Source organism: Kribbella flavida DSM 17836 (assembly GCF_000024345.1).
GTDB lineage: Bacteria > Actinomycetota > Actinomycetes > Propionibacteriales > Kribbellaceae > Kribbella > Kribbella flavida.
This window is the reverse complement of the sequence record NC_013729.1, coordinates 2,531,731-2,554,734: the sequence shown is the minus strand read 5'-3', so window position 1 is coordinate 2,554,734 and position 23,004 is coordinate 2,531,731. Positions and strand designations below refer to the sequence as shown.

Below are 23,004 nucleotides of genomic sequence, written 5' to 3'. Positions count from 1 at the left end.
CACCAACCGGCCGATCGGTTCTGTCGACCAGCGAGATTTCCGCCGGCGCGACGACCGCCTACCCGGACAGGCCCGCCAGGTAGTCGTGCAGTCCGGTCGGGGGCCGCCCGGTGAGGTCTTCGACCGCCGTCGAGACGGTGGCCAGCTCGCCGCCGGCGATCGCGGCGTACGACGTGACCCAGCCGGCCACCTCCCACGCGGGAGCGCCGTAGCGTTCACGGGAGCGGTAGGCCTCGTCGAGAGTCTCCGGTTCGTACCGGATCGTGCGGCCCCATACCTCGCTCAGCGCGGCGGCGGCCTCGGTCAGGGTGAAGGCGGTCGGGCCGGTCAGGTCGTACGTCGCGCCGGCGTGGGCGGTGGGTTCGCGCAGGACCCGGGCGGCGGCCGCGGCGACGTCGTCGCGCAGCACCGCGGCGACCCGGCCGTCACCGGCGGGACCGCGGATCGCGTCGTCCTCGCCGACGAAGCCGGGCACGAAGTCGAGGTACAGGTTGTCGCGCAGGAAGGTGAAGTCGACGCCGGCGGCGCGCAGGTGCTGCTCGGTGTGCCAGTGGTCGCGGGCGAAGGTGAAGGTCGCGTTCGGCGCGGCGCCGGCGAACGAGGTGTAGACGATGTGCCGCACCCCGGCCGCGACCGCGGCGTCGATGGTTGCCGTGTGCAAGGAGACGCGGTCGGCGGACTCGGTGGCGCTGAGCAGCAGCAGGGTGTGCACGCCGTCAAGGGCGTCCAGCAGCGCCGCGTGATCGCCGTACGCCGCCTGGGCGACCTCGGCGTCCGGCAGTTCCGGGGCGCGCGCCGGGTCGCGGACGACCAGCCGCTGCCGAACACCACCGTCGGCCAGCAGCCGCGCCACCCGGCCGCCGAGCTGCCCGGTCGCTCCGGTCACGCCGATCAGCCCGGCCGCCGCGCCCCCGGACGTCATCGGCCGACCATCTTCATGCCGCCCTCGTTGTAGCGGTCGCCGGCGACAGCGTCCGGCGGGAAGGCCTCGTCGAGCGCGGTCAGCTCCTCGGGGGTCAGGGTGATGTCGGCGGCGCCCAGGTTCTCGGCCAGGTAGCTGCGCCGCTTGGTGCCCGGGATCGGCGCGACGTCATTGCCCTGGGCAAGCAGCCAGGCGAGCGCGAGCTGGCCGGGGGTGACGCCGCGGGCGGCGGCGAGCTCCTTGACCTTCGCGACCAGGTCGAGGTTCTTCTGGAAGTTGTCGCCGGTGAAGCGCGGCATCGAGGCGCGCATGTCGTCCGGCCCGAAGTCGGCCGGCGAGGTGATCTGGCCGGTCAGGAAACCGCGGCCGAGCGGGCTGAACGGCACGAAGCCGATGCCGAGCTCGCGCAGCGTCGGCAGTACGCCGGTCTCCGGGTCGCGGGTCCACAGCGACCACTCGCTCTGCACCGCGGCGATCGGGTGCACCGCGTGCGCGGCCCGCACGGTCTCCCCCGAGACCTCCGACAGCCCGAGGTGGCGGACCTTGCCGGCCTGCACCGCCTCGGCCATCGCGCCGACCGACTCCTCGATCGGCACCTGCGGGTCGCGCCGGTGCAGGTACCACAGGTCGATGTGCTCGACGCCGAGCCGGCGCAGCGAGGCGTCGAGCGCCTTCCGGGCGTACTCCGGGCTGCCGTCGACGATGGTCGGCATCGTGTCGCCGGCCTGGTCGCGGCGGAAGCCGAACTTGGTCGCCAGCACCACCTGGTCGCGGCGGCCGGCCAGCGCGCGGCCGACCAGCTCCTCGTTCGCGCCGTCGCCGTACACGTCGGCGGTGTCGAGGAAGGTGCAGCCGGCATCGATCGCGGCGTGCACGGTCGCGATCGACTCGGCGTCGTCGTCGCGCACGCCGTAGGCCTGGGACATCCCCATGCAGCCGAGGCCGAGGCTGGAAACGGTCAGAGCTCCGAGCTGGGATTCACGCATGGCTCCGAACCTACCCCTGCCGGCGGCGGCCCCGGCCCGGGGGCACCGTCCGCGAGACGATCCTGGCTCACCCGTCCAGCGAGGTCCGGATCTGGACCTCCGAGTGCAGGGTGCGGTGCACCGGGCACTTGCCGGCGATGGCCAGCAACCGGTCGCGCTGCTCGTCGGTGAGGTCGCCGTCCAGCTGGATCCGGACGTCGATCCGGTCCAGCAGCCCGACGGCGGTCTCGCAGTTCTCGCAGTCGGTGGCGTGGATCCGGGCGTGCCGCAGCTGCACCGAGACCTGGCGCAGCGGGAGCTGCTTGCGTTCGGCGTACATCCGCAGCGTCATCGACGTGCAGGCACCGAGCGCGGCCAGCAGCAGGTCGTACGGCGTGGGGCCGGTGTCCTTGCCGAGCGGGACGGGCTCGTCCGCGGTGAGCTGGTGGCGTCCCGCGGTGATGCGTTGCCCGTACGGCGCGTCGGCGCTCTCGGTGACCACGACGCGGTGTGCCAGCTCGGCGGCCGACGGAGCCGGCGTCCCGGCGGCCGGCAGGTGCCGGGCGACCCACGCGGCCAGCACGGCCGCCGCGTACGCCGCGTCGGCCGGGTCGCTGAGCAGGTGGTCGGCGCCGTCCAGCGCGATGAACGACTTCGGGTGCCGCGCGGCGACGAACAGGTGCCCGGCGTGCTGGATCCCGACCACCTGGTCGGTCGGGGCGTGCATCACCAGCAGGGCGGTGTGGGCGGGTGGGATCTCGCCGGACGGCGCGTTGACCGTGACGACCGCGCGGGTCTCGGCGATCCGCCGGGACGCCGCGAGCACGGCGACACCGCCGGCCGAGTGGCCGATCAGCACGCTCGGCGCCTCGAAGTTCGCTCGCAGGTGGTCGGCGGCCCGCACGACGTCCTCGACGTCGGTGCTCTCGAAAAGCAGCACCGCGAGCCCGGATCCGGCCAGGGTCTCGGCGATGACGGCCGCCGCGGCTGCGGACCGGTGCGCGAGTACGGCGTACGCCCGCACCTCACCGCTGGGCAGCGCGAGCAGCGCCTCCAGTGATCCACCCCGCGACCTGTCGAGCTCCACTGCGACCATCGAATCCGTCATGCGCACAGCATTGCTCACCGACGCAACAGGTGCACTCGCCGTGAGCGGTGATGCTCGCTGGGTACCGATCGACCGCAGCCGAGGCAACAAAAGCGCATCGGTGCCCGCCGACGCGGTGACGCCGAGACCTGCCGGTCCGTAGGTTCGCCTGAAATGAAACGGCGGCTGGGGGTGCCTGCGAGATGTTCCTAGGGCGAGCGTTGCGGTACCGGCGTTCCCAAGCGGTGGTGCTGGCCGGGGTCAGCCTGCTGATCGGCACCTGCGCGACCTTCGCGCCCTGGTTCGCCCGGGCCGTCGAGCAGACCGTGACGACCGAGACGCTGACTGACCGGCCACTCGTCGCCGCCTGGCAGCTGGAGGCCCTGCCGCCGCCGAGCAGTGCCGGCGCCAGCAAACCGACGGCGCCCGAGGAGCTGAAGAACCTCGTCCCGCCCGACCTGAGACCGCTGTTCGGCCCGCCGGTGTACGGCGCGCACGTCGACGTCACCTGGCTCACCGGCCCCGAGATCACCGCCCCGAAACCAGAAGGGCGGCTGCTCTGGCGCGACGGCTACTGCGAACGCCTGACGCTGACCGCCGGCCGCTGCCCGGACGCGCCCAACGAGGTGGCGGCGTCCACCGCGGACGTCGAGAACCACGGCATCAAGCTCGGGCAACGGCTGAACGTCAATCCGACCCAGTACGTCGGCAGCGGCACGCTGACCGTCGTCGGCCTGTACTTGCCCCAGGACGCGCAGGACCTGTACTGGTTCGGCCGGCCTCCGACCGGCCACTCGCACACCGGGCCTACCGACTCCGACCCCGGCGGGCTGGACTACCTGCTCACCGGGCGCAGCACCTTCGACCAGGCGGCGTGGGGTCACCGCAACACCGTCGACACCCGGCCGTTGCCCAGCATCACCCGCCTCGACGACCTGCAGCGCCTCAAGGACGCAACCACCACGGTTGAAGGCAATGCGAAGCAACTGGGCTACAACGCCGTCAACACGTCCGGTCTGATCGGTCTGGTCGATGCGGTGGCCGCCGAGCGACGGCAGGCGACCACGATCATCCCGCTGGTGATGGTGCAGGTCGCCCTGTTCGGAGTCGTCGTCCTGGCCCTCGCCCTGGCCGCGGTGGTCGACCAGCGTCGGCCCGAGCTCGCCGTGGCCCGGCTGCGCGGCTCCAGTACACGCCGAGCCGGACGCACACTGACGCTGGAGCTCGCGACGCCGGTTCTGGCGGGCACGCTGGCCGGTCTGCTGAGCGGTTTCGCCCTGCTGCTCGTCGTACGGGCGACCTGGCTGGACGGCGGTTCTCCGCTGGAGCTCCCCTGGACAGTGCCGGCTGCGCTGGCCGTCGCGCTTCTGGTCGGGGCCGGTGTAGTCGCGTGGACCGTGCGATCGGTGGTCCGGTTGCCCATCTCCACGCTGCTGCGCCGGGTGGTACCGCGGCGGCGCGGCCGGGCGGTGGCCATCGGGGATGTCGCGATCGTCGTGCTCGCGACGGCCGCACTGGTCGCCGCACTCACCGGCGGCGGACGTGGACCGCTACCCGTGCTCACCCCGACCCTGCTCGCGCTGGCGGTCGGTCTCACCTTCGCGCACCTGCTACTCCCGACGGCGGCGCTGGTCAGCCGACGGGCACTCCGGGCCGGTCGGCTGGGCCTCGCACTCGGTGCCCTGCAGGTCTCGCGGCGCCCGGCGGTGACCCGCATCGTGGCCGTTGTCGCGGTGGCGACCGCCCTGGTGTCGTTCGCCGGTCAGGCGGCATCGGTGGCCGGCAGCAACCGGGAGACCCGAGCCGGCTATGAGGTCGGCGCGGCCGGCGTGATCGAGGCGAACGCCACCGGCCTGGGCCCGATGCTGCGCGCGCTCGACGCCGTGGACCCCGACCGTCGCTGGTCGACACCAGTCCTGGTCGGTACGACGGCGTCGCCGGACGCGCTGCGCACGATGATGATCGAGCCGGACAGCTTCCGTCGGGTCGCCTTCCGCGGCGAACAGCTGACCGACGAGCAGGGGTTCCAGGCGCTGCGCGCACCGGCCGCACCGGCGCCGATCGAGCTGCGCGGGACCGAGCTCGAGGTCACCGCGAGCACCGGCCCGATGCGCGTGCTGCTGCCCAAGACGCTCGACGGGCAGGAGCCGCCATCGCAACCGCCACCGAAGGCCGTGATCCTGGAGGCCACCGTCGTGAGCCTGCGCGACGACAGCCGCTTCTCGGTGCGGTTCCCGGCGTTGCCGCTCGTCCCCGGCCGCAGCCGCACCCTGACCGCCGATCTCGCCTGTGAGGGCGGTTGCCGGCTGGTGCGCCTCGGGGTCACCCGGCCGATCGACGACGTCACCGGCGTCGAGGGCGACGTGGTGATCAGCGAGCTGGGGATTCCCGGCCGGCCCGGGATCGAGCTCGGCGGTCCGTCGGTCTGGCAGCCGACCGCGCAACTCGGCGGTCAGACCGGCGCACTGACGGCCACCGGTGGCTCCGGCAGCGCCCTGACGCTGCACCTGGCGAGCGTCGCCGTCGAGCAGTCGGTGCAGCACGCTTCGATACCGCCGGTGCTTCCCGCCCTGATCAGCTCCGGTCACCCGGTCGGCGAAGGGACGACCGTGCCCGGCCTCGACGGCATCGCCGCCCAGGTCCGCAAGCTGGACCTGCTGGACGGACCGATCAACCGGTACCCCGAGCGCACGGCCGTGGTGGACCTGGAGACGATGCGGCGGCTCGGCGGTGGCGTCGACCCGCTGCGGATCGCGTTCGAGATCTGGCTGACGCCCGAGGGCCTGGCGAACGCCGACCGGGTGCTCGCGGCGCTGGAGAAGGAACGGATCGACGCGAAGGTCGCCGACCGCAGCGACGACGTCGCCGCGACGTACGGGCGGTCGGCGAGCGCGCTGGCGTTGCAGCTGACGCCGGTGGTCGGGATCGCGGGCTGGTCGCTGGCGATCATCGTGCTGCTGCTGATGGTGGTCACCTCGTGGCGTTCCCGGGCCCAGGACTACGCGAGCCTCAAGATCACCGGCGTACCGGCGGCGACGACCGGGCGGGCGGCGCGCTGGGAGCAGACCGGTCCGGTCGCGCTGGCCGTGCTGCTCGGTTCGGCCTGCGGGGTCGTCGGGGCGCAGATCGCGCTGCCGCTGATCCCGCTGTTCGCCGACACCGGGCAGCCGTCGGCGATCCCGCTCGACCTCGGGACGAACTGGGTCGTCGCGGCCGTGCTCTGGCTGATCGGGACCGTCGTCCTGACCACCACCACCGTTCTGCTCGGAGCGGGCGTCAACCGCCGCGCCGGGTACCAGCGGATCCGGGAGGACCTGTCATGACTGTACTGATGCCTCGCCTCCGGCTCGGCGGGTCATGGGGCTGGAACTCCCGGCCTTCCCTCGTCACTCCAGTCGCTTCGCTCCCTCCGCTCCTCAGTCCAGGCCGGGAGGCCCCATGACCGCACTGATGCCTCGCGTCCGGCGGGGCGGGCTGGCGATCAGTACCAGCGGGCTGGTGCACATCTACCGCAGCCAGGGGCACGACGTGGCCGCGCTCTCCGGAATCGGGATCACCGTTCAGGCCGGGGAACTGGTCGGGCTGCTCGGCCCGTCCGGTGCCGGCAAGTCGACCTTGCTGCAGCTGTGCGGCGGTCTGCTCACGCCGAGCGCGGGCCGGCTCCGGATCGGCGACCACAACCTGGCCACGATGACCGAGGCCGAGCTGGACCGGATGCGAGCAGCCGACGTCGGCATCGTGCTCCAGGGCGCCGGACGCAACCTCATCCCCTACCTCGACGCGATCGACAACGTCCGTTACGCCCAGCGCGCGGCTCCGGCGGACCGGCACCTGCCCGAGCCGGCGGAGGTGCTCGAACTCGTTGGCCTCGGCAACCACGCGCGGACGCCGCTCGGCTCGCTGACGCCCGGTCAGATCCAGCTCTGCGCGGTCGCGGTGGGCATCGCGACCTTCCCCGGGCTGCTGCTCGCCGACGAGCCGACCAGCCAGCTCGACCACCAGGCCCGCGACGAGGTGCTCGCGGCCATCTCCACGATCAACCGGACCACCGGGATGACCGTGCTGCTGATCACCCACGACCCCGACGTCGCCGCGGTGCTGCCCCGGACGATCACCATCCGGGACGGCCGGATCGCCTCCGAAGGCCGCTCCGGCGAGGAGTTCGCGGTGGTCGCCACGGACGGCTCGCTGCCGCTGCCGCCGCACGTCGCCGACCTGCTGCCGCCCGGCACGTTGCTGCGCGTCACCACCACCGAGGACGGCGAGATCCGGCTCAGTCCGGTCGAGCAGGAGGACGACTGATGAGCACCGAGCTGGGAATCACCGCCGCCGGCCTCACCGTCGCGTACGACGGACTGGTGGCCGTCGCGGACGTGTCGTTCCGGGTGCCGCCCGGGTTCGTGCTGGCGGTCAGCGGCCCGTCGGGCGCCGGCAAGAGCTCGTTGCTGTGGGCCCTCGCCGGTGCGGTCGCGCCGAAGTCCGGCACCGTCGCGCTGGACGGCGTACCGATCACCGACCGGCCCGGAGCGGCCGGCCAGGGCGTCGTCCTGATTCCGCAGGGCAACGGGCTCGCCCGGGTGCTCACCGCCCGGGAGAACCTGGCCCTGCCGTTGATTGCCGAAGGCAAGGACGACGTGGAGGGGGTGATCGCGAAGGCGCTCACCGCGGTCGGCCTGGCCGACAGCGGCGACCACCTGGTCGAGGAGCTGTCCGGCGGTGAGCAGCAACGCGTCGCCGTCGCCCGCGGGCTGGCCCAGCAGGGCCGGGTGGTCCTCGCCGACGAGTCGACCAGCGAGCTGGACAGCACGAACCGCGAGCGCGTGCTCGACCTGCTCCGGGCCGAGGCCGACCGCGGCGCCGCGGTGATCATCGCCACCCACGACCCGAACGTCGCCGCCGGCGCCGACGGCCACGCGACCATGGACGAGGGCCACCTCAGCTGGGAGCGCCGGCTGTAGAGGCTGGGGCGTGTTGATCAATTCCTTGCAGTCGCGCAGCACGCACGGAATTGATCAACACGCCTTACAGGCCCAGCAGGTGCGGGCTCGCGGGCGGTCCGCTGGTGAGCAGGTCGGCGAGCAGCGCCGGAAGGGCCCGCGGCGAGAAGTACGCCGGACCGTCGTACGCCTGGAGCTCGGCCGGGGTCCACCAGCGGTGGCCGTGCACGTTCTCCGCGGCGAGCTCGGCGGTGCTCAAGCTGCCGGCCGGGTGGTGGCTGTCGACCCTGACCAGGAAGTAGTCGTTGGTGACGCCGTCGTAGCCCTTCGCGTGGCCGTCGGCAACCACCTCCTGGTGCCAGACGAGCGGCGCGTCGGCGGGTGCCTCGAGGCCGATCTCCTCGGCCAGCTCCCGGGTCAGTGCTTCGCGCAACGACTCTCCCGGCTCGACGCCGCCACCCGGCGCGGCCCAGGCCCGATGGCCGTCGGCGAACTCGAACCGCAGCAGCAGGATGCGGTCGTCGCGGTCCACCACCAGCGCCCGCGCCGCCGGACGCAGCTTCGGAGCGACGCGCTGGAGCTCGTGCAGCACCTCGACCGGCTCGAACCCGAAGCGGGCGTTGATCTTCTGCATCGCGCCGTTCGACTGCGCGGTCCAGGTGTGCAGCAAGCGTTGGGTCGTGCGCTGCTCGGCGAGCTGGTCCAGGTTCGCCAGCTTCAACTGGGTGCCGAGGTTGTGCCCGCGGTGCTCGCGCAGGACCAGGGTGTCGTCCTGCAGCGCGTGCTCGGGATCGCCGTTCAGCAGGTACATCAGCGTGTAGCCCGCCGGGGTGCCGTCGAGCGTGTGCGCCAGCGTGACCAGGGCGAGGTAGTTGCGCGCGGTGCGCTGCTCGTTCTCGACGATCCGCTCGGCGGTCCAGGGCGCCGGGTTCCGGATCATGCCGCCGGACGGCACGTCCCGGTCCATCGCCGTGTGCAGGTCGGCGTACGCCTGCCGGTGCTCGGGCGGGCAGAGGCCGACCCAGGACGTCAGCCGGTACGCCGTCAGCTCGCCCGCCTCGGCGCGGAGCCGTTCCCGCCGCGCCTCGTCGTACGGCAGCCGGACGACGAGATGGTCCTCCACGTTCTCCACGGTGAACCCGAGGCCGGCGGCGAACAGGCTTCCCGGCCACGGCTGACCGGGAATGCCCAGCTCGGCCTGGAAGATCGTCCGGCCCAGCTCGGCGGCGCGGGCCGACGCCCAGCGCCACAGCGCGGTGCCGGCACCGCGACGGCGTTCGGCCGGCGGCACGTTGATCTCGACGGCGACCGTGTCGGGGTTGTCCAGCAGCCAGTACTCGAACAGCATCGCGCCGACCATCCGGTCACCGTCGAACGCCGCGACCGGGATCCGGACCTTGCGGGGACCGCGGTTGCGCAGGGACGAGGCCAGCGCCTCCTGGGTGACCAGCAGTGCGTCCGGGCGGCCCTCAGCGGCTCCCGCCCGGAACGCAGCGTCCCACCGGTCGTACGTCGGCCGGTCGAACGGGTCCACCTCGCGCACGGTGATCATCCGCCGAGCCAACCAGCTCTTGCGCGCGCTCGCACGCCGATTTCGGGCACGGGCGGAACTGCACCACTCAGCAAGCGACCCGAGCCGGGCCGCGGAAGGCGGAGTCCTCCGCCGTCCGCGGCGGACGGCGGAGGTTGCTGAGTGGTGGCGATTCGCTCAGCGGGTGGCGCGGTTGATCGCGGAGACGACCGCCTTCAGCGACGCGGTGAGGATGTTGGCGTCCCGGCCGACGCCCCAGTACACCTCGTCGCCGACCTCGCACTCGACGTACGCCGCGGCCAGGGCGTCGCCGCCGGCCGAGAGCGCGTGCTCGTGGTAGTCCAGCACCCGGACGTCGTACTTCAGCGGCTTGATCGCGTCCACGAACGCCGACACCGGGCCGTTGCCCTCGCCGGTCAGCTCGTGCGGCACGCCGTTGGAGTAGACCTGCACGCCGACCGTCTCGTTGCCCTCGCCCCCGGACGTCGAGGTGACGGTCAGCAGCGACAGCTTGCCCGGGGCCAGGTACTCGGCCGCGAAGATGTCCCACATGCGGTCCGGGCCGACCTCGCCGCCCTCGGCGTCGGTGTGCTGCTGGATCACCCGGCTGAACTCGATCTGCAGCCGGCGCGGCAGGTCGAGCCGGTGCTCGGACTTCATGATGTACGCGACGCCGCCCTTGCCGGACTGCGAGTTGACCCGGATCACCGCTTCGTACGACCGGCCGACGTCCTTGGGGTCGATCGGCAGGTACGGGGCCTCCCAGGCGATCTCCGACACCGGCTTGCCCTCGGCCGCGGCCTGCTTGTCCAGCGCCTCCAGGCCCTTCTTGATCGCGTCCTGGTGCGAGCCCGAGAACGCGGTGTAGACCAGGTCGCCGGCGTACGGCTGGCGCTCCGGGACCCGCATCTGGGTGCAGTACTCGACCGTGCGGCGGATCTCGTCGATGTCGGAGAAGTCGATCTGCGGGTCGATGCCCTGGCTGAACAGGTTCATGCCCAGCGTGACCAGGTCGACGTTGCCGGTCCGCTCGCCGTGGCCGAACAGGCAGCCCTCGACCCGGTCGGCGCCGGCCATCAGGCCCAGCTCGGTGGCGGCGACGGCGGTGCCGCGGTCGTTGTGCGGGTGCAGGCTGATCGTGCTGTGCTCACGCCGGGTCAGGTTGCGGCCGAACCACTCGATCTGGTCGGCGTACACGTTCGGCGTGGACATCTCGACGGTGGCCGGCAGGTTCAGGATGATCTCGCGGCCCTCGGCGGGCTGCCAGACGTCGCTGACCGCCTCGCACACCTCGAGCGCGAACTCCAGCTCGGTGCCGGTGAAGATCTCCGGGCTGTACTGGTAGCCGAACTCGCAGTCGGCCAGCATCTCGTCGGCGTACTTCATCACGGTCTCGGTGCCCCGGACCGCGATCGCGCGGCACTCGGCCTTGTCGACGGCGAACACGACCCGGCGGAACAGCGGCGCCGTCGCGTTGTAGAGGTGGATCGTTGCCTTCGGCGACCCCTGCAGCGACTGCACGGTCCGCTCGATCAGCTCCTCGCGCGCCTGGGTCAGCACCGAGATGGTGACGTCCTCGGGAATCGCGTCGCCCTCGATCAGGCTGCGGACGAAGTCGAAGTCGTACTGGCTGGCGCTGGGGAAACCGACCTCGATCTCCTTGTAGCCCATCGTCACCAGCAGGTCGAACATCCGTCGCTTGCGGGCCGGCGACATCGGTTCGACCAGCGCCTGGTTGCCGTCGCGCAGGTCGGTGGACAGCCAGCGCGGGGTCCGGTCGACGGACTTGGCCGGCCAGGTCCGGTCCGGCAGGTCGATCGGCGGGAACGCGCGGTAGCGCTGCACCGGCATACCGGACGGCTGCTGGACGGGCTGGGGCTGGTTCTTGGGTGCCACGGGGGTTCTCCTCGGGATCGCTGCACTACGGGGTCGTGGGACGACCGGCGTACGACAGAACTCCGCGGCGAGGGAACCGGCCTGGTCAGGCCTCGCCGCGGCAGCGAAGGAGGAGAAGGCTGTGCCGCATGATGACGGTGAGTCTATGCACACCGGCCGCCACCCGTCGAACCAGGAGTCTCGATCAGCGAGACACGGAGCGTGACGAGACGGCGTCCCGGCTCGGCGGTACGCCGTACTGGCGGCGGTACTCGCGGCTGAACTGGGACGGGCTGTCGTAGCCGACGCGGTGCGCCACGGCGGTGATGTCGTGAGGCTGCGCGGCCAGCAGCAACCGCGCTTCCTGCAGCCGGACCTGCTTCTGGAACTGGATGGGGCTCAGCGCGGTGACGGTCTGGAACTGGCGGTAGAACCCCGACGCGCTCATGCCGGATCGCCGGGCCAGGTCCTCGACGCGGAAGGACTCGGCGTAGTGCTCCCGGATCCACCGGACCGCCCGGCTGATGTGGCTGAGGTGGCTGTCCGCGAGGCCGAGCTGGCGAACGGCACCGCCCGCGTCGCCGGTTATCAGCAGCCACAGGACCTCGCGTTTCACCAGTGGCGCCAGGACCGTGCGGTCCCGGGGCCGCTCCAGCAGACGCACCAGGCGGATCAGGGCGTCGACGAGCCCGTCGGTCAGGTCGGCGACGGCGACGCCGGGAAGCGCCCCGGCCCGCGGGCGGGGCAGATCGCCGGGACCCGCGTGCACCAGCAGGTCGGCGATCGTGGCCGGGTCCAGGACGAGCGCCAGACCGAGAGCCGGTCGATCGGGGCCGATCTCGAAGAAGTGACCGCTGACCGGTACGTCGACCGACGTGACCAGGTAGCTGCCCGGCCGGTAGGTGTAGATCCGGTCGCCGACCGCGAGGCGCTTCGCTCCCTGCACGAGCACGGCCAGCACCACCCCGGACATCGTCAGCTCCGGCGATCCGGCCCCGTCGATCCGCGCGATGTGCAGACCGTCGATCGCCGTCGTCTCGTCAGGCCGGACGTGCCGAGACAGCAGTGCCCGGAGCTCGTCGAGTCTCATGCCGCCATTTCACCACCCGGGCGGCCGGACGCTTCCCTTCAAGCCGGCTTGAGCTCCTAGGGTGACGTCATGACTGAATCTCTCGCCGCCCGGCTCGGCACCCACGGCCTCGGGGTGCTGGTCACCCTCAAGCGCGACGGCCGGCCGCAGCTGTCCAACGTGACGTACGTGTACGACGCCGGCAGCAACCAGGTCCGGGTGTCGCTGACCGACGACCGGGCGAAAACCAAGAACCTGCGCCGCGACCCGCGCGCCAGCCTGTACGCCGACGGGCCGGGCAGCCGCTCGTACGTCGTCGTGGAGGGCAAGGCGGAACTGAGCCCGGTCGCGGCCGACCCGCACGACGCGACGGTCGAGGCGCTGGTCGACTACTACCGCACCGCGTCCGGCGAGCACCCCGACTGGGACGACTACCGCCGCGCGATGATCGAGGAGGGCCGGCTGATGTTCACGATGGCCGTCGAGCACGCGTACGGGATGCCGTCGCCGTCCTGACCACGCAACGGCCGGACCGGCGCCCGCGAGGGAACCGGCCCGGCCGTCGTTCGTTCAGACCTCGCGGTGCAGGTCGAACCGGTCGAGCTCCATCACCTTCACCCACGCGGCGACGAAGTCCTTGACGAACTTCTGCTCCGCGTCGGCGGCGGCGTACACCTCGGCCAGCGCGCGCAGCTGCGAGTTCGCGCCGAAGACCAGGTCGACGGCGGTCGCCGTCCACTTGACCTCGTCGCTGCCCAGCTCCCGGATCTCGAACACGTTCTCGTCCGAGGCCGAGGCCTTCCACTCCGTGCCCGCGGCCAGCAGGTTCACGAAGAAGTCGGTGCTCAGCGTCTCCGGCCGGTCGGTGAACACGCCGTGCTTGGCGCCCTGGACGTTCGCGCCGAGCGCCCGCAGACCGCCGATCAGCACGGTCAGCTCGGGCGCGGTCAGGCTCAGCATGTACGCCCGGTCGAGCAGCAGCGTCTCCGGCGAGAGCTTCTCCCCCGCCCGCAGGTAGTTGCGGAACCCGTCGGCCCGCGGCTCGAGCACCGCGAACGTGTCGGTGTCGGTCTCCTCCTGCGAGGCGTCCGTGCGGCCCGGGTGGAACGGCACGGTGACGTCCTGGCCGGCGTTGCGCGCCGCCTGCTCGACCGCCGCGTTGCCGCCGAGCACGATCAGGTCGGCCAGCGAGACCCGCTTGGCACCGGTCTGCGCGCTGTTGAACTCCTGCTGGACCTGCTCGAGCTTGGCCAGCACAGTCGCCAGCTCGGCCGGCTCGTTGACCTCCCAGTTGCGCTGCGGCTCGAGCCGGATCCGGGCCCCGTTCGCGCCACCGCGCTTGTCGGTGCTGCGGAAGGACGCCGCCGACGCCCACGCCGTCCGGACCAGCTGGCCGACGGACAGACCGGAGTCGAGCAGCTTCTGCTTCAGCGCCGCGGCGTCGGCGTCGTCGATCAGCTCGTGGTCGACGGCCGGGACCGGGTCCTGCCACAGCTGCGGCTCCGGCACCCACGGGCCCAGGTAGCGCGAGACCGGCCCCATGTCACGGTGCAGCAGCTTGTACCAGGCCTTGGCGAACGCGAGCTGGAACTCCTCAGGGTGCTCCAGGAACCGCCGCGAGATCTTCTCGTACGCCGGGTCGAAGCGCAGCGCGAGGTCGGTGGTGAGCATCGTCGGGCGGTGCTTCCTGGCCGGGTCGTGCGCGTCCGGCACGGTCTCCTCGGCGTCCTTCGCAACCCACTGGTACGCGCCGGCCGGGCTCTTGGTGAGCTCCCACTCGTAGCCGAACAGGTTCTGGAAAAAGCCGTGGCCCCAGCGGGTCGGCGTACTGGTCCAGGTCACCTCGAGACCGCTGGTGATGGTGTCCGGGCCCTTGCCGGAACCGTAGGTGCTCTTCCAGCCCAGGCCCTGCGCCTCGATCGGAGCGGCCTCCGGCTCGGGGCCGACGTGGTCGGCCGGTCCGGCGCCGTGGGTCTTGCCGAACGAGTGGCCACCGGCGATCAGCGCGATGGTCTCCTCGTCGTTCATCGCCATCCGGCCGAAGGTGTCGCGGATGTCGCGGGCCGCGGCCAGCGGGTCCGGCTTGCCGTTCGGGCCTTCGGGGTTGACGTAGATCAGGCCCATCTGGACCGCGCCGAGCGGGTTGGCGAGCTGCCGGTCCTCGCTGTAGCGCTGGTCGCCCAGCCAGGTGTCCTCCGGGCCCCAGAAGATCTCCTCGGGCTCCCAGACGTCCTCGCGGCCGAAGCCGAAGCCGAAGGTCCGGAACCCCATGTCCTCCAGCGCCACGTTGCCGGCCAGCACCAGCAGGTCGGCCCAGGAGATCTTCCGGCCGTACTTCTGCTTGACCGGCCAGAGCAGCCGGCGTGCCTTGTCCAGGTTCGCGTTGTCCGGCCAGCTGTTCAGCGGGGCGAACCGCTGCGCGCCGTCGCCGGCGCCGCCGCGGCCGTCCTCGATCCGGTAGGTACCGGCGCTGTGCCAGCTCATCCGGATGAACAGCGGGCCGTAGTGCCCGAAGTCCGACGGCCACCAGTCCTGCGAGGTCCGCATCACCTCGACGATGTCGCGCTTCAGCGCGTCGACGTCGAGCTTCTTGAACTCCTCGGCGTAGTCGAAGTCCTGCTCCAGCGGGCTGGCCTGCGGGGCGTGCCGGCGCAGGACCGAGAGGTCCAGCTGGTTCGGCCACCAGTCCCGGTTCGTCCGCGGGTTCGGCACCGCGGGCGTCGGGGAGTCGATGGCGGGGTTCTCGCTCTCGCTGCCGTGGGAGGCCACGTCAGGCGTCTCGGTCATGCTCTACCTCTCGATGTGGTGGCTGGTTCGGTGCTGGCTGCGGAACACTCCGGGCACAGCCCCCAGTACACGACCTCGGCCTCGTCGACGGCGAAGCCGTGATGGTCGGAGGGGTGCAGGCACGGGGCTGGACCGACGGCGCAGTCCACGTCTTCGATGGCGCCGCACGACCGGCAGACCACGTGGTGGTGGTTGTCCCCCACCCGGGCCTCGTAGCGCGCGACCGACCCCGCGGGCTGGATCCGGCGCAGCAGCCCGGCCTCGGTCAGCGCGCGCAGCACGTCGTACACCGCCTGGTGCGAGACGTCCGGCAACTGCTCGCGGGTGGCCCGGATGATCGCGTCGGTGTCGGCGTGCGGGTTCCCGTGCACGGCCGTCAGCACGGCCAGCCGCGGCCGGGTGACGCGCAACGCGGCCGCGCGCAGCAGGCGGGGGAAATCGGTGGTGCCCATCGCCGGAAAGTTTCTCGCGCATTCTGGAACGAGTCAAGAATGCTTGCCAAGACATCGAGCAGGCGTCGGCGGTGCTTTCCCACCGCGGTAAACCGGTCGCGGTGGGCGGCGCCGAGGGTCACTCTGGGTGGGTGGACATCACCAGGCTCTCCCCCGACGACGAGGTCGGGTGCGCGGATTTCGTGGCACTGCACCAGGCCACGCACAAGCTCGACTGCCCGGACGCGTTGCTGCCGACCGCCCGCGGCGTCGCGGCCCACCTGAAGTACGGCTGGGACGGCGATCCGGGCAACGCCTACCTGGCCCGCGACGCGGCCGGCACGCTGATCGGCGCGGTGACCGTCCAGACCCCGACGTACGACAACACCAACCTGGCCTGGTTCGAGGTGCACGTGCACCCCGATCACCGCGGCCGCGGTCTCGGCGGCGAACTGCTCGGGTACGGCGAACGCCTGGCCGCCGAGGCCGGTCGCAGCTCGTTCGGCCTGAGCGAGTGGGACCTGCCGAAGGCCGACGCGTTCGCCCGGCGGCAAGGGTACGAGCGCAAGACGATCGAGGTCAACCGGCGCCAGGACGTCGCCGCCCTGGACTGGACCAGCGTGCAGCGCCTGTACGACGAGGCGGCCCGCGCGGCGTCGGAGTACGAGCTGGTGCGGGTGTCGGGGACACTGCCGAACGAGCTGCTCGACGGCATGGTCGCGGTGACCGCCTCGATCAACGACGCCCCGAAGGACGACCTCGACATCGAGGACGACGAGTTCACCCCGGAGCGGTTGCGGGCCTACGAACACGCCCAGCTCATGCACGACCGGAGCCTGTACCGGGTGATCGCCCGGCACCGCGGCACCGGAGAGCTCGCCGGGCACTCGACGATCACGGTCGAGCGGGAGCGCCCGCACATCGGCGAGCAGGCCGACACCGCGGTCTCCCGGAACCATCGCGGGCACCGGCTCGGCGCGCTGGTGAAGACCGGCATGCTGCTGTGGATGCGGGAGGCGGAGCCGGCGCTCAGCCAGCTGGACACCTGGAACGCGGAGTCGAACGACCACATGATCGGCATCAACGAGCAACTCGGTTACCGGGTGGTCGCCCGCGCGATGGCCTACCAGAAGACGCTCTGACCCGGTCGTTCGCAGGTCTGCTCGCCCCGTCGGTCAGCTGGGTGGCCAGTTGCGCAGTGCGGTGTCGGCGACGTCCCGAAGCTCGTCGCGGCTCATGCCACTGGCCGCCTGCACCGCGAGACCGAACGACACCGTCATGACGTACCGGGCGAGCACCGCCGGATCGGCGTCGGGCGGCAGGTCCCCCTCGTCCACCGCCCGCTGGAAGCGCTCCTGCAAGCGCACCACGGCCTCGTTCCGCCACCCGATCAGCGCGTCGCGGGCGGGCTTGCCCGGCTCGCCGGCAGCCAGGGCACCCTGCACTCCCAGGCATCCGGAGGGGCAGTCGGGCCGGGTGGTGGCGTTGACCGTGCCCCGGAGGAACGCCGTCACCACCGCCTCGGCGGTCGGCTCGTTCAAGGCCCGGAAGCCGTAGGCCGCGGGGCCTTCGGTGTAGCGCTCCAGCGCCTTGGCGAACAGTTGCTCCTTGTTGCCGAAGGCGGCGTACATGCTGGTCCGGCTGATGCCCATGGCGTTGGTCAGGTCGGTGAGGCTGGCGCCCTCGAAGCCCTGCTCCCAGAACACCAGCAGAGCGCGTTCCAGCGCCTCGTCGGCGTCGAAACCGCGCGGCCGGCCGACGGCGGCGTTCCGGGGAGTGTCCACGCGGCCAGCCATACCTGTTCGGTACCGATCGATCCGGAAGTGCTATGGTCGAGTTCGGTACCGATTGGTACCGAACTCTGAGGAGGCAGCGCAGTGGGACATCTCGAGGGCAGGACCGCGGTCGTCACCGGCGGCAGCAGCGGCATCGGCTTGGCCGCGGCCGGGCGGCTCGCGGCCGAAGGAGCACACGTTTTTGTCACCGGCCGGCGGGAGAGCGAACTGAAGGCAGCCGTCGGCACGATCGGCTCGGCCACCGCGGTGCCGGGCGACATCTCCGACCCGGCCGACCTGGACCGTCTGTACGACGCGGTCCGCGCGCGGGGCCAGGGACTGGACGTGCTGTTCGCCAACGCCGCGACGGCATCGTTCGCGACGCTGGAGCAGGTCACCGAGCAACACTTCGACGAGACCTTCCGCGTCAACGTCCGGGGCACGCTGTTCACCGTGCAGAAGGCGCTGCCGCTGCTGAACGAGGGCGCGTCGGTGATCATCAACTTGTCCGTGCGGGCCGACGACGGCGTCGAGTCGTTCGGCACCTACGCGGCCTCCAAGGCCGCTCTTCGCTCCTTCACCCGGACCTGGGCCAACGAGCTCAAGGGCCGCGGCATCCGGGTGAACGCGATCTCGCCGGGCACGATCGACACCCCCGCGATCGTCGGCATCGTCGGGGCGGAGAACGCGGACGCGGTCAAGGCCCGCTTCGCGGCGCAGGTGCCGCTCGGCCGAATCGGAACGGCGGACGAGGTCGCCGACGCGGTGGCCTTCCTGGCCTCGGACCAGAGCAGCTTCGTGCTCGGTGCGAACCTCTACGTCGACGGCGGCGAGAAGCAGTTCTGACCGGTACCTAGGCCGGCTGGAGCAGCGTGACCTTCGACTGGTGACTGACCGAGAAGCCCAGCGACTCGTACAGCCGGATGGCGGTCAGGTTGCTCCCGCCGGTGTGCAGGAACGCCTGGTCGCCCCGGCGCTCGATGCCCGCCACGACGGCGCGGATCAGCCGGGTCGCGAGGCCGCGACCGCGGTGGCCGGGGTGGGTGCAGACGGCGCTGATCTCGACGAAGCCCGGCAGCCGGAACCGCTCGCCGGCCATCGCGATCAGCTCGCCGCCCTGCCGGATGCCGAGATAGCTGCCGAGCTCGATGGTCCGGGCGCGGAACGGTCCGGGGTCGGTGAGCGCGACCAGGCCGAGCATCTCCGGTACGTCGTCGGGGCCGAGCACCACGGCCTCCGGCTCGTCGGCGCCGAAGTCCGCCGGCGCGAGGAACTGGACGAGGTCGAACTGCCGGTCAGGCTCGAACACGTCCGGCACCGGCAGGTCCGGCCGCATCGTCGCGACCAGCCGTCCGGCGCCGACCAGCTTCGCGGCGTCGTGCCAGTCCTGCTCGGTCACGGCGTCCGGCAGGCCCAGGAACGGGGCCACGTCCGACGGGTAGACCCGAGCTCTCCCCCGGACCTGCGCGATGGCGGCATGCGGCCCGGAGAGGGCGGCGTACACCGGGTTCCGCAGCGCGGCCGGCGCGGCACCCTCGGCCGCGGGCGAGCCCGGCGTGGCCATCAGAAGCCGAGTTTCCTCAGGTGCTTGGCGTCGGTCTGCCAGTTCTTGGCGATCTTCACGTGCAGGTCGAGGTAGACCGGCGTCCCGAGCAGGGCCTCGATCTGGCGGCGGGCGTTGGCGCCGACCTCGCGCAGCCGGGCGCCCTTGTGGCCGATGATGATGCCCTTCTGGCTGTCCCGCTCCAGGTAGATGTTGGCGTAGATGTCCACCAGCGGCTTGTCGGCCGGGCGGTCCTCGCGCAGGCCCATCTCGTCGATGGTGACGGCGATGGAGTGCGGCAGCTCGTCGCGCACCCCTTCCAGCGCCGCCTCGCGGATCAGCTCGCCGACCAGGATCTCCTCGGGCTCGTCGGTGACGTCGCCGTCGGGGTAGAGCGGCCGGCCCGCGGGCAGCTGCTTGACCAGCTCGTCCGCGACCAGCTCGGTCTGGAACCCGTCGGTGGCCGACACCGGGATGACCGCGGTCCACTCGATGCCGACCGACGCCCCGAGCTCGGCGATCTCGCTCAGGTGCTCGGCCATCCGGTCCGGCCCGACCAGGTCCGACTTGGTCGCCAGCGCGATCTTCGGCGTCTTGGCCACCTTGGCGGCCTCGGTGACCAGGAACCGGTCACCCGGGCCGATGCGCTCGTTCGACGGCAGGCAGATCGCGATCACGTCGACCTCGGCCCAGGTGGTCTTCACCACGTCGTTGAGCCGCTCCCCGAGCAGCGTGCGCGGCTTGTGCAGCCCCGGCGTGTCGACCAGGATCAGCTGGGCGTCGGGGCGGTGCACGATGCCGCGGACCGCGTGCCGGGTGGTCTGCGGCTTCGACGAGGTGATGACGATCTTCTGGCCGACCAGCGCGTTGGTCAGCGTCGACTTGCCCGCGTTCGGCCGGCCGACGAAGCAGGCAAAACCGGAGCGGAACTCCGGGGTGGACTCAGGTGTGGACGACATCACGAACCTCTCCGTTGCCATCAGCAACGACTACGGGCAGCGCGGCGCCACCGAAGTACCGGACCACCTCGACGTCGACGGACTCGGCGCCGGCGTCGGTGACGACGGCGGCCGCCTCGATCCCCTTCACGCCGGACGAGACCGCCATCGCGACCGCGAGCTGCAGCGCGGACAGCAGCACCGTGTCGAGCTGGACGGTACACGCAGCGTACGTCCGGCCGTCGGTGTCCCGTACGGCGGCACCCTCCGCGGCCCGGGTACGGGCCCGGGCGGCGCGGGCCAGGGTGACCAGTTTGGCGTCCTCGGCGCAGAGGTCAGCGGGCAACGAAAACTCCAGGTGTCTTGGGGGCGATCAGGCCGTCAGGTGACTGCTGTCCTGCGGTAACTCGGCGAGCTCGTCGGTGCGCCGGACCAGGACCGTACCGACCTGGTTGCGGCGGCCGGACGGGCGCTCCGCGGTCAGCGACAGCCCGAGGCCCTCGATCTCCACCTCGGCGCCGGGAATCGGCACCTTGCCGAGCAGCTTGGCCATCAGCCCGCCGACGGTGTCCACGTCGTCGTCGTCCAGCGGAACGCCGAACAGCTGGCCGAGCTCGTCGATCGGGTACCGGCTGGAGACCCGGAAGGCGCCGTCGGACAACGCCTGCACCGACTCCGGCGCCTCGTCGTACTCGTCGGTGATCTCGCCGACGATCTCCTCGAGAATATCCTCGATGGTGACCAGGCCGGCCGTGCCGCCGTACTCGTCGACGACGATCGCGACGTGCATCCGGGCCGCCTGCATCTCGCGCAGCAGGTGGTCGACCGGCTTGGAGTCCGGCACGTACATGCACGGCCGCATCACCGACTCGACCCGCTCGGTCGACTCCGCCTGGGCGTTGTCGTAGACCCGCCGCATCACGTCCTTGAGGTAGACGACACCGAGGATGTCGTCCAGCGAGTCGCCGATCACCGGGATCCGCGAGTAGCCCGAGCGCAGCGCCAGCGAGGTGAGCTGACGCAGCTTCTTGTGCCGCTCGATGTAGACCATGTCGGTGCGCGGCACCATCACCTCGCGCACGATCGTGTCGCCGAGCTCGAAGACCGAGTGGATCATCTGGCGCTCGTCCGCCTCGATCACCGCGGACTTCTCGGCCAGGTCGACCAGCGCGCGCAGCTCGGACTCGGTGGCGAACGGGCCGGCCGCGAAGCCCTTGCCCGGGGTGAGCGCGTTGCCGAGCAGGATCAGCAGCTTCGGGATCGGGCCGAGCACCGTGGTGAGCGCCATGATCGGGCCGGCCGAGATCATCGCGAACCGGTCCGAGTGCTGCCGGCCGAGCGTGCGCGGGGCGACGCCGATGATCACGTAGGAGACCACCACCATCACCACCGCGGTGACCAGGATGTGCTCCCAGGTGACGCCGAAGACGTTCGACAGCGCCTGGGTGACCAGCACGATCGCGGTGATCTCGCAGATCAGCCGGACCAGCAGCAGCGTGTTCAGGTACCGCGGGGCGTCGGCCAGCAGGTCCCGCAGCCGGACCGCGCGGGTGTTGCCCTGCTCGACCTGCTCGTCGGCCCGCACCTTCGAGTACGCCGAGATCGCCGCCTCGGCGCCGGCGAACACCCCGGCGAGCAGTACGAGCACCGCAGCCACAACCAGCAGAACGCCGTCGTGGTAGCTCACAGCTGTGTCACTCCTCGCCGAGCCGGTTTCCGGGCGCGCGCCACGCTTCCAGCAGGCGGCCCTGGACGTCCCACATCTCCGCCTTCTCGGCCGGTTCCGCGTGGTCGTAGCCGAGCAGGTGCAGGATGCCGTGCACGGTCAGCAGCTCGAGCTCGGCCCAGGTGCCGTGACCGGCCTTGGCGCCTTGCGCGGCAGCGACGGTCGGGCACAGCGCGATGTCACCGAGGTGCCCGAGCGGCGGTTCGGCGTCGTCGTTGTCGCTGCCCGGCCGCAGTTCGTCCATCGGCCACGACATCACGTCGGTCGGACCGGGCAGGTCCAGGAACTCGACGTGGTACCGCGCCATCGTGTCCTCGTCGACCAGCTTGATCGACAGCTCGCACTCCGGGTGCAGGCGCAGGCTCGACATCACGAAGCGGCTCAGCCGCATCAGTCCGTGGGCGTCGATCTCCACGCCGGACTCGTTGTTGACCTCGACGTTCATCGGTTCGGCTCAGCCCTGGATCCGTCGCTGCCTTCGTAGTCCTCGTAGGCCGACACGATCCGGCCGACCAGCTTGTGCCGGACCACGTCGTGCGAGGTGAGCCGGCAGAACGTCAGGTCCTGGACGCCTTCCAGGATGTCCTGCACGACCCGCAGGCCCGAGTTGGTGCCGGTCGGCAGGTCGACCTGGGTGACGTCGCCGGTGACCACCATCTTGGAACCGAAGCCGAGCCGGGTGAGGAACATCTTCATCTGCTCCGGCGAGGTGTTCTGCGCCTCGTCCAGGATGATGTAGGCGTCGTTCAGGGTCCGGCCGCGCATGTAGGCCAGCGGCGCGATCTCGATCGTGCCGGCCGTCATCAGCCGCGGGATCGACTCCGGGTCGAGCATGTCGTGCAGCGCGTCGTACAGCGGGCGCAGGTACGGGTCGATCTTCTCCGACAGCGTGCCGGGCAGGAAGCCCAGCCGCTCGCCGGCCTCGACGGCCGGCCGGGTCAGGATGATCCGGTTGACCTCCTTGGCCTGCAGCGCCTGCACCGCCTTGGCGACCGCCAGGTAGGTCTTGCCGGTACCGGCCGGGCCGATGCCGAAGACGATCGTGTTCTTGTCGATGGCGTCGACGTAGCGCTTCTGGTTCAGCGTCTTGGGCCGGATGGTGCGGCCGCGGCTGGACAGGATGTTCTGGGTCAGCACGTCGCGCGGGCTCTCGACGGTCTCGGCCTTGATCATCGCGATGCTGCGCTCGACCGAGTCGGCGGTCAGCCCGTGACCGGTCCGCACGACCGCGATCAGCTCGTCCACCAGACGCTCGGCCAGGGCCAGGTCGGCGGGCTCACCGGTGAAGGTGATCTCGTTGCCGCGGACCATGATGTCGGCCGCGAACTCCCGCTCGACGATCCGGAGGAACTCGTCCCGGGCTCCGAGCAGCGCCACCATGTCGATGCTGTTCGGCACGACGATCTTGTGGGACGCCT

At 71.4% G+C, this 23,004-nt stretch carries 21 protein-coding genes; 6 read left to right on the top strand and 15 right to left on the bottom strand.

Annotated features, from left to right (window positions below):
* Positions 1-58: 58 nt before the first annotated feature.
* The 3 genes from KFLA_RS12080 to KFLA_RS12070 all read right to left on the bottom strand — a co-directional run bounded on the left by KFLA_RS12080 (position 59) and on the right by KFLA_RS12070 (position 2,995).
* A complete protein-coding gene (locus KFLA_RS12080; protein WP_012920071.1) occupies positions 59-922 on the bottom strand; it encodes an SDR family oxidoreductase in 864 nt (287 codons plus the stop codon).
* Positions 919-1,908 carry an aldo/keto reductase gene (locus tag KFLA_RS12075; protein ID WP_012920070.1) on the bottom strand — a complete coding sequence of 330 codons (990 nt, stop codon included), beginning with the start codon at positions 1,906-1,908 and terminating at the stop codon, positions 919-921. Before KFLA_RS12075 ends, KFLA_RS12080 begins: the two co-directional genes overlap by 4 nt.
* A gap of 67 nt (positions 1,909-1,975) precedes the next feature.
* Entirely contained in the window at positions 1,976-2,995 is a 1,020-nt protein-coding gene (locus KFLA_RS12070) for a bifunctional alpha/beta hydrolase/OsmC family protein (RefSeq protein WP_012920069.1), read from the bottom strand.
* 182 nt (positions 2,996-3,177) lie between these two features.
* On the opposite strand from KFLA_RS12070, the gene KFLA_RS12065 reads away from it, so the two are divergent.
* The 3 genes from KFLA_RS12065 (at position 3,178) to KFLA_RS12055 (ending at position 7,932) form a co-directional block, all read left to right on the top strand.
* Positions 3,178-6,297: an FtsX-like permease family protein gene (locus KFLA_RS12065; RefSeq protein ID WP_012920068.1), complete on the top strand. Its 3,120-nt coding sequence runs from the start codon at positions 3,178-3,180 to the stop codon at positions 6,295-6,297.
* A gap of 115 nt (positions 6,298-6,412) precedes the next feature.
* A complete protein-coding gene (locus KFLA_RS12060; RefSeq protein ID WP_012920067.1) occupies positions 6,413-7,276 on the top strand; it encodes an ABC transporter ATP-binding protein in 864 nt (287 codons plus the stop codon).
* A complete protein-coding gene (locus KFLA_RS12055) occupies positions 7,276-7,932 on the top strand; it encodes an ATP-binding cassette domain-containing protein (protein ID WP_012920066.1) in 657 nt (218 codons plus the stop codon). Before KFLA_RS12060 ends, KFLA_RS12055 begins: the two co-directional genes overlap by 1 nt.
* A 64-nt stretch (positions 7,933-7,996) precedes the next feature.
* Here KFLA_RS12055 and KFLA_RS12050 read toward each other — a convergent pair whose 3' ends face one another.
* The 3 genes from KFLA_RS12050 to KFLA_RS12040 all read right to left on the bottom strand — a co-directional run bounded on the left by KFLA_RS12050 (position 7,997) and on the right by KFLA_RS12040 (position 12,407).
* Positions 7,997-9,463, bottom strand: a complete 1,467-nt coding sequence (locus KFLA_RS12050; RefSeq protein ID WP_012920065.1) for a GNAT family N-acetyltransferase — start codon at positions 9,461-9,463, stop codon at positions 7,997-7,999.
* 156 nt (positions 9,464-9,619) lie between these two features.
* Entirely contained in the window at positions 9,620-11,293 is a 1,674-nt protein-coding gene (gene leuA / locus KFLA_RS12045) for a 2-isopropylmalate synthase (protein ID WP_202797198.1), read from the bottom strand.
* A gap of 229 nt (positions 11,294-11,522) precedes the next feature.
* The gene (locus KFLA_RS12040; protein WP_012920063.1) at positions 11,523-12,407 is read right to left on the bottom strand and encodes an AraC family transcriptional regulator; all 885 of its coding nucleotides are present in this window, start codon (positions 12,405-12,407) and stop codon (positions 11,523-11,525) included.
* A gap of 69 nt (positions 12,408-12,476) precedes the next feature.
* Between KFLA_RS12040 and KFLA_RS12035 the strand changes: the two genes are divergently transcribed.
* On the top strand, positions 12,477-12,902 hold the full coding sequence (locus KFLA_RS12035) for a PPOX class F420-dependent oxidoreductase (RefSeq protein WP_012920062.1): 426 nt from the start codon (positions 12,477-12,479) through the stop codon (positions 12,900-12,902).
* A 54-nt stretch (positions 12,903-12,956) separates the two neighbouring features.
* On the opposite strand, the gene katG is transcribed toward KFLA_RS12035, so the two are convergent.
* Positions 12,957-15,173: a catalase/peroxidase HPI gene (gene katG, locus KFLA_RS12030; RefSeq protein ID WP_012920061.1), complete on the bottom strand. Its 2,217-nt coding sequence runs from the start codon at positions 15,171-15,173 to the stop codon at positions 12,957-12,959.
* Positions 15,170-15,625, bottom strand: a complete 456-nt coding sequence (locus KFLA_RS12025) for a Fur family transcriptional regulator (RefSeq protein ID WP_012920060.1) — start codon at positions 15,623-15,625, stop codon at positions 15,170-15,172. Before KFLA_RS12025 ends, katG begins: the two co-directional genes overlap by 4 nt.
* Positions 15,626-15,756: 131 nt before the next feature.
* Between KFLA_RS12025 and KFLA_RS12020 the strand changes: the two genes are divergently transcribed.
* On the top strand, positions 15,757-16,746 hold the full coding sequence (locus tag KFLA_RS12020; protein WP_237706782.1) for a GNAT family N-acetyltransferase: 990 nt from the start codon (positions 15,757-15,759) through the stop codon (positions 16,744-16,746).
* A gap of 33 nt (positions 16,747-16,779) precedes the next feature.
* Here the strand turns inward: KFLA_RS12020 and KFLA_RS12015 are convergent, their stop codons facing one another.
* The gene (locus KFLA_RS12015; RefSeq protein WP_012920058.1) at positions 16,780-17,400 is read right to left on the bottom strand and encodes a TetR/AcrR family transcriptional regulator; all 621 of its coding nucleotides are present in this window, start codon (positions 17,398-17,400) and stop codon (positions 16,780-16,782) included.
* An 81-nt stretch (positions 17,401-17,481) separates the two neighbouring features.
* Between KFLA_RS12015 and KFLA_RS12010 the strand changes: the two genes are divergently transcribed.
* Positions 17,482-18,225 carry an SDR family NAD(P)-dependent oxidoreductase gene (locus KFLA_RS12010; protein ID WP_012920057.1) on the top strand — a complete coding sequence of 248 codons (744 nt, stop codon included), beginning with the start codon at positions 17,482-17,484 and terminating at the stop codon, positions 18,223-18,225.
* A 7-nt stretch (positions 18,226-18,232) separates the two neighbouring features.
* On the opposite strand, the gene KFLA_RS12005 is transcribed toward KFLA_RS12010, so the two are convergent.
* The 6 genes from KFLA_RS12005 to KFLA_RS11980 are packed head-to-tail and all read right to left on the bottom strand — an operon-like array spanning position 18,233 to position 22,966.
* On the bottom strand, positions 18,233-18,943 hold the full coding sequence (locus tag KFLA_RS12005; RefSeq protein ID WP_012920056.1) for a GNAT family N-acetyltransferase: 711 nt from the start codon (positions 18,941-18,943) through the stop codon (positions 18,233-18,235).
* Positions 18,943-19,881: a GTPase Era gene (gene era, locus KFLA_RS12000; protein WP_012920055.1), complete on the bottom strand. Its 939-nt coding sequence runs from the start codon at positions 19,879-19,881 to the stop codon at positions 18,943-18,945. The genes KFLA_RS12005 and era overlap by 1 nt, the downstream gene beginning before the upstream one ends.
* Entirely contained in the window at positions 19,865-20,206 is a 342-nt protein-coding gene (locus tag KFLA_RS11995; protein WP_012920054.1) for a cytidine deaminase, read from the bottom strand. Before KFLA_RS11995 ends, era begins: the two co-directional genes overlap by 17 nt.
* A gap of 27 nt (positions 20,207-20,233) precedes the next feature.
* Complete coding sequence (locus KFLA_RS11990; RefSeq protein ID WP_012920053.1) at positions 20,234-21,547, bottom strand: hemolysin family protein; 1,314 nt, start codon at positions 21,545-21,547, stop codon at positions 20,234-20,236.
* Positions 21,548-21,554: 7 nt separating this feature from the next.
* Positions 21,555-22,031, bottom strand: coding sequence for an rRNA maturation RNase YbeY (ybeY, locus tag KFLA_RS11985; protein WP_012920052.1), 477 nt, complete (start codon positions 22,029-22,031; stop codon positions 21,555-21,557).
* Positions 22,028-22,966: a PhoH family protein gene (locus tag KFLA_RS11980; RefSeq protein ID WP_041289284.1), complete on the bottom strand. Its 939-nt coding sequence runs from the start codon at positions 22,964-22,966 to the stop codon at positions 22,028-22,030. Before KFLA_RS11980 ends, ybeY begins: the two co-directional genes overlap by 4 nt.
* Positions 22,967-23,004: the final 38 nt, after the last annotated feature.